At 72.1% G+C, this 5,049-nt stretch carries 5 protein-coding genes; 3 read left to right on the forward strand and 2 right to left on the reverse strand.

Annotated elements, in window-relative coordinates; genetic code table 11:
• Nucleotides 1–180: 180 nt before the first annotated feature.
• A complete protein-coding gene (locus ACYVE9_RS15315) occupies nt 181–1,170 on the reverse strand; it encodes a sigma-70 family RNA polymerase sigma factor (protein ID WP_461028398.1) in 990 nt (329 codons plus the stop codon).
• Between the two features lie 550 nt (nt 1,171–1,720).
• On the opposite strand from ACYVE9_RS15315, the gene ACYVE9_RS15320 reads away from it, so the two are divergent.
• Together ACYVE9_RS15320 and ACYVE9_RS15325 are read left to right on the forward strand one after the other, a co-directional pair.
• A complete protein-coding gene (locus tag ACYVE9_RS15320; protein WP_461028399.1) occupies nt 1,721–2,020 on the forward strand; it encodes an SCO4225 family membrane protein in 300 nt (99 codons plus the stop codon).
• A gap of 190 nt (nt 2,021–2,210) precedes the next feature.
• Entirely contained in the window at nt 2,211–2,771 is a 561-nt protein-coding gene (locus ACYVE9_RS15325; protein ID WP_461028400.1) for a GNAT family N-acetyltransferase, read from the forward strand.
• Nucleotides 2,772–2,841: 70 nt separating this feature from the next.
• Here the strand turns inward: ACYVE9_RS15325 and ACYVE9_RS15330 are convergent, their stop codons facing one another.
• Nucleotides 2,842–3,369 (reverse strand): sigma-70 family RNA polymerase sigma factor, encoded by a 528-nt coding sequence (locus ACYVE9_RS15330; RefSeq protein ID WP_461028401.1) that lies wholly within the window; start codon nt 3,367–3,369, stop codon nt 2,842–2,844.
• 484 nt (nt 3,370–3,853) lie between these two features.
• On the opposite strand from ACYVE9_RS15330, the gene ACYVE9_RS15335 reads away from it, so the two are divergent.
• Nucleotides 3,854–4,732: a potassium channel family protein gene (locus tag ACYVE9_RS15335; protein ID WP_461028402.1), complete on the forward strand. Its 879-nt coding sequence runs from the start codon at nt 3,854–3,856 to the stop codon at nt 4,730–4,732.
• Nucleotides 4,733–5,049: the final 317 nt, after the last annotated feature.

Here is a 5,049-nt window from a genome sequence, read left to right on the forward strand (position 1 = left end):
GGTTGATCCCCCCGTCGTCCGTCAGCAGGGACAGCCCCTGGACGTAACCGCGCGCAGCAGTTTCGTGTCCACAGCTTCTCCTTCTCGGCCGGTGTGGCGCTGTCGCGCCTCCCCCTCCCTTCGGTGTGCGGGGGCGGACCGGATTCGCCGGCGGCCCGGCGGGCCTCCGCCCGGCGTCCGCTACCGGTCGCTCACCGCGGGCAGCCTGTCGGGCAGGCCGGCCCGGGCGAAGTGCGCCCGCTCGAAGAAGGCCACCACGTGCGAGATGCCCGTCCCGGAGAAGGAGAGGACGTGCAGGTTCCACGGGGCGAAGGTGCCGTCCGCCTCCCGCATGTACATCCCGAAGGCGGGCTGGCCGTTGACCGCTGCCGGGACGAGGCGCAGATCGCCGGGGCCCGCCGGGCACTGGGTCTTGATGAGCAGCCCGATGTCCTCCGGCCCCTGGAACCAACCGGTGAAGGGCGGCATCTCCCAGACGGCGTCCTCGGTGAACAGCTGCACTATGGCGCTGATGTCCTTGAGCTCGAACGCGGTGACGTAGCGGTCGAGCAGTTCGCGCTGCTCGGCGGACACCGGCTCGCTGACGGTGTCCTCCGTGGGCGTCACCTGCTTGAGCTGCGCCCGGGCCCGCTGGAGTGCGCTGTTCACGGACGCGGTGGTGGTGTTCATGAGTTCGGCGACCTCGGCGGCGCGCCACTTCAGCACGTCCCGCAGCAGCAGCACGGCCCGCTGCCTCGGCGGCAGGTGCTGGAGGGCGGCGACGAAGGCGAGCCGGATGCTCTCCCTGGAGGTGACCACGGCGGCCGGGTCGGCGCCCGCCGCGCCGACCATGGCGTCGGGCACGGGCTCCAGCCAGGGCACCTCACCCTGCTCGACCAGGGTGTCCGAGGGGTCGGCGCTGGGCGCGCCCAGCCCGGTGGGCAGCGGGCGGCGGCTGCGGCTCTCCAGGGCGTCCAGGCAGGTGTTGGTGGCGATGCGGTGCAGCCAGGTGCGCATCGAGGAGCGGCCTTCGAACTTCTCGTAGGCGCGCCAGGCACGCAGATACGTCTCCTGGACGAGGTCCTCCGCGTCGTGGACGGATCCCAGCATGCGGTAGCAGTGCGCGAGCAGCTCCCGCCGGAACGGGTCGGCGAGACGGGGGAACTCCTCGTCCATCTGCTTCTGTGCCATGACTGTGCCTCTCGTGACCTTCACGCCGCCTCGGACACCGCCATCCTCACAGTCGGGTCTGACAACCGGCCGGCGCTCACCTCCCAGCATGCCCCTGCCGGCGGCGAACGGCGATCCCTCGGCGTCCTCGGCGCCGGAGACACCGCGGTTCGCGGCACGGCGGCCAGGACCGGCGCGATCCCCTGACCGGCAGCACCCGCCAGGGCCGCGGAACACGCCGCCCGATCAGCCCGGTGCGCCACTGCCGGTGACGCCCGGCGGCGGCAGCGGCCGTCGCGTTTCCCGACCCCTTCCCAGGCACCCTCTTGTTTTTTCTTGTCGCCTCCTTGTCTCACCCTTGCTTTCCTCTTGCCGCATTACTGCCGCATTTTTGGGTCCGTCTTGCGCACCGCGTACCTGCCTCCGAAATCAGCCGCGTCGTCCCACATACATGCAGGTCAAAGCCCATGAGTCGGTCGACATCCAGCATATGAGTACGCGTACTCATATGCTTTCCGACCACCGCACTGCCATGCTTCTTCCAAGTCGCCCCCGGAAAGGCAGAAGGAAAATGAGCAGCACCGATCGAGCCCAGGGATTCCTCACCGCAGTGACGGGCAACTGGGCCTCCCGGATTTATCTGGCCGTAGCTTTCGCCCTGCTGATATGGGCGGTGGCCGACCTGACCCTGGTCACCCACGAGGACGCCTCGTTCGCGGCGGTGGTCCCGTTCCTGGCGACGGCACCGACCAGCATGGTGGCCCTGTTCGTGCCGGACGGCGCGGCCTGGGCGTTCTTCCTCGTCATCGCCGTGGCCGCGGTGGTGAACGCCGCACTCATCGGCCGACTGACCGCCTTCCTCCGCCGCTGACCGCCGGGAGGTCCGAAGGCGCGCGGACTCAGGGCGCGCCTTCGGACCGAGGGCCCGCGGCCACCCACACGGACGCCCTACGACCGCACACGCGGGCACCCGCACCGGCACACATACGGGCAACGCCCGACGCCGCACGCGTGGGTGCAGGACGCTGCCACTGCGGTGGGCCGGTGGGCATGATCACCCCATGAACGCACCCGCAGTGCCCCCGACGACGACCGTGGAGCCGGTGACCGACGCGGATCGACCCGCCGTCGAGCGGTTGGCCCAGTTGTACCGGCACGACCTGTCGGAGTTCCTCGGGTCACTCCCCCGCTCCGACGGCACGTTCCCGTTCCCCCAACTGTCGTTGTCCTTCGCCGAGCCCGGCCGGCAGGCCCTCGCCATCCGCTACTGCGGCTCGCTCGCCGGGTTCGCGCTGACCCGCCTCATGCACGGCGGGGAAGCACCCGCCGACGCCAGGCGCCGGTCCGTGTCGGCCTTCTTCGTCGTGCGCGCCCTCCGCCGCAGGGGCGTCGGCCGACAGGCGGCTCTCCGGCTGCTGCACTCCCCACCCGGACCGTGGGGCATCGCCCACCAGCCCGCCAACCTCGGCGCGGCCCGGTTCTGGCGACAGGTGGCCGCCGACGCCGTTGGCACCGCCTGGCGGGAGGAGCACCGACCGCCGCCGGGAAAGGCCCCCGGTGAGTCGGCGCCGGATGTCTGGATCATGTTGGACACCACTCCTCGGGCCGGCCCGGCCGGCTGACGCGGCCCCCGCCCGGGCAAGTCCCGCCCCGGGGCGTCCCACAGGTGGTCCCCCGCCCGGACGCGTCCCGTCAGCCGTGGACGCCCCGGGTGGCCAGCGCCGTGCGAAGGGCGCGCATGGCGTAGAACGTGCGGGACTTGACCGTCCCGCCGGGGATGCCGAGCGCCTGCGAGACCTGCGCCACGCTGTGCCCGAGAAAGTAGGTGTGGGCGAGGATCTCCCGCTGCTGGTCGGTGAGGTCGCGCAGCGCCTCCGCCACCACCTGCGCGGTCAGCGCCCGCTCGACGAGGTCCACGGCCTCCGCCTCCGGGCCGGTCGCGGAGAGCGCGAAGTGCGCGGGATGCCGTTCGACGGGCCTCGCCTGCCGGGCCCGGTGGTCGTCGATCACGAGGTTGCGCACCACGGTGAACAGCCACGGACGCAGACCGTCCGGTGCGGCACCGAACCGCTCCTCGTTCCGCCACGCCCGCACCGCGGCTTCCTGGACGACGTCCTCCGCCCGGTGCCAGTCACCCCCGAGCAGCCTGGTGGCGAACCGCAGGAGCAGCGGGCCGTGCTGCTCGTAGAGCGCACGGACGAAGGTGTCACTGTCCGCCACCGACGCCCCGCCTGCGTCCCGGCACTGCCCGTCACCGTGGGCAACGACCACGGCGGTGACTGCGGTTGCCGCTGCGGCGCTGCCTGCGGCTGCGGTGACGGGCTGACACGTCCGGCTTGTCCGGCCCGTCCACTCCATGGTCTGGCGTCCCCGTCCCTCGTCGAAGCCGTACCGCGGGCATCGGCCCCCAGCCCCGCAGACAGGCGTGCGGGACCGCCCAGCCTCCGGGTGGCCTCTTGGCAGGCCCTTGTCGCCGTCGCCCCTCAGGACCGCCCCGCCCGAGACGGAACGGACAGCCAGGGGGTCCCACGCGGGAGGCGGCCGCTCGCCTCCCGGCGGACGGTGCGGCTGCTCGCGGGCGCCGGGGCCGGTCCGGGGCCGTCGCGTTTCGGCCGGGCGAAGGGAGGTACGCGTTCCAGTCGCGGCTGGTCGCGGAACAGCGCCGCCAGCCCCGTAGGTACGTCTACTCAAGGGGGTTCTCACAATGGGCTGGCTCATCACCGCGCTGGGAGCGGGGCTGGTCCTACTGGCGTTGCGGGACGTGTTCCACACCCTGTGGCACCCCTACGGCTGGGGCAGCCTCAGCAGCACGGTGGTGAAGGGGCTCTGGCTCCTGTCCCACCGCATCGACTCCCGCAGGCGGTTCGCCTCACTGATCGGACCGCTGGCGATGGTCGTGGTCGTGCTGATGTGGACCGTGCTCGTCGTCGTGGGCTGGGCCCTGATCTACTGGCCGCACATGCCCGGAGCCCTCAGTTTCTCGCCTGGCCTCTGGCCCGAACAGCGCTCGCACCTGCTGGACAGCCTCTACTTCTCGCTCGTCACGCTCGCCACGCTCGGATTCGGTGACATCGTGCCGACCGATGGCTGGCTCCGCATCGCCGTTCCCCTCCAGGCCCTGGTCGGGTTCGCCCTGCTGACGGCCTTCGTGTCCTGGGTGTCCCAGATCTACCCGGCCCTGAACCGGCGGCGGGCGCTCGCCCTGCGCCTCGCCTCGCTGCGCCGAGCGACGCGCTCCGCAGGCCGCCAGGGACCGGGCGTGGCAGCCGCCCAGTTGACGGAACTGGCGGCCCAGATCCTCGAGGCCCGCGTCGACTTCAAGCAGCAGAGCATCACCTACTACTTCCACGACGACGAGGACGGCTCCTCGCTGGCCGCGATGATCGGCTACGCGGCCGAACTCGCCCTCACCGGGCAGCGATCACCCGACCGCGACCTGCGGTTCGGCGCAGCCATGCTCGCCGACGCGCTGCAGGACCTCGCCGCCGTCCTGGACGAGGACTTCCTCCACCGCCAGGCACCACCGCTGGAGGTCTTCGCCGCCTACGCCGCCGACCACGGCCAGCAACACACCCGCAGCTGACCCCGGTGCCGCCGCCGGGGCGTTCGAGCACCGCGCCTGTCCGTAGATCCGCCGCTGCCCGGCTTCCGCCGCGTCGTTCCGCGGGTCATGGAATCTTCGCGTTCACCCCTGACCGGGCCATGCCGTGCGCGATCATTACCGAGCGCCCGGCTCCGACGTGCCGGTCCGCGTACATGCGCATGTCCCCAACCGCCGCCACCGTCCGGCGACAGCGTTCCGAGGACGCCGGACGTCGCAACTCGGACCGGGTGGGCTCCGGTGGCACGTGGCGCCTCGCCCCGGGCGCCGGGGCGCCCCACCTCCCGCGGCCGGCGCCA

Source organism: Streptomyces sparsus (genome assembly GCF_054776295.1).

What these genes read in the sequence shown, in the direction of transcription:
- ACYVE9_RS15315 (WP_461028398.1), bottom strand. Translation starts at nt 1,170, where the DNA reads ATGGCACAGAAGCAGATGGACGAGGAGTTCCCCCGTCTCGCCGACCCG.
- ACYVE9_RS15320 (WP_461028399.1), top strand. Translation starts at nt 1,721, where the DNA reads ATGAGCAGCACCGATCGAGCCCAGGGATTCCTCACCGCAGTGACGGGC.
- ACYVE9_RS15325 (WP_461028400.1), top strand. Translation starts at nt 2,211, where the DNA reads ATGAACGCACCCGCAGTGCCCCCGACGACGACCGTGGAGCCGGTGACC.
- ACYVE9_RS15335 (WP_461028402.1), top strand. Translation starts at nt 3,854, where the DNA reads ATGGGCTGGCTCATCACCGCGCTGGGAGCGGGGCTGGTCCTACTGGCG.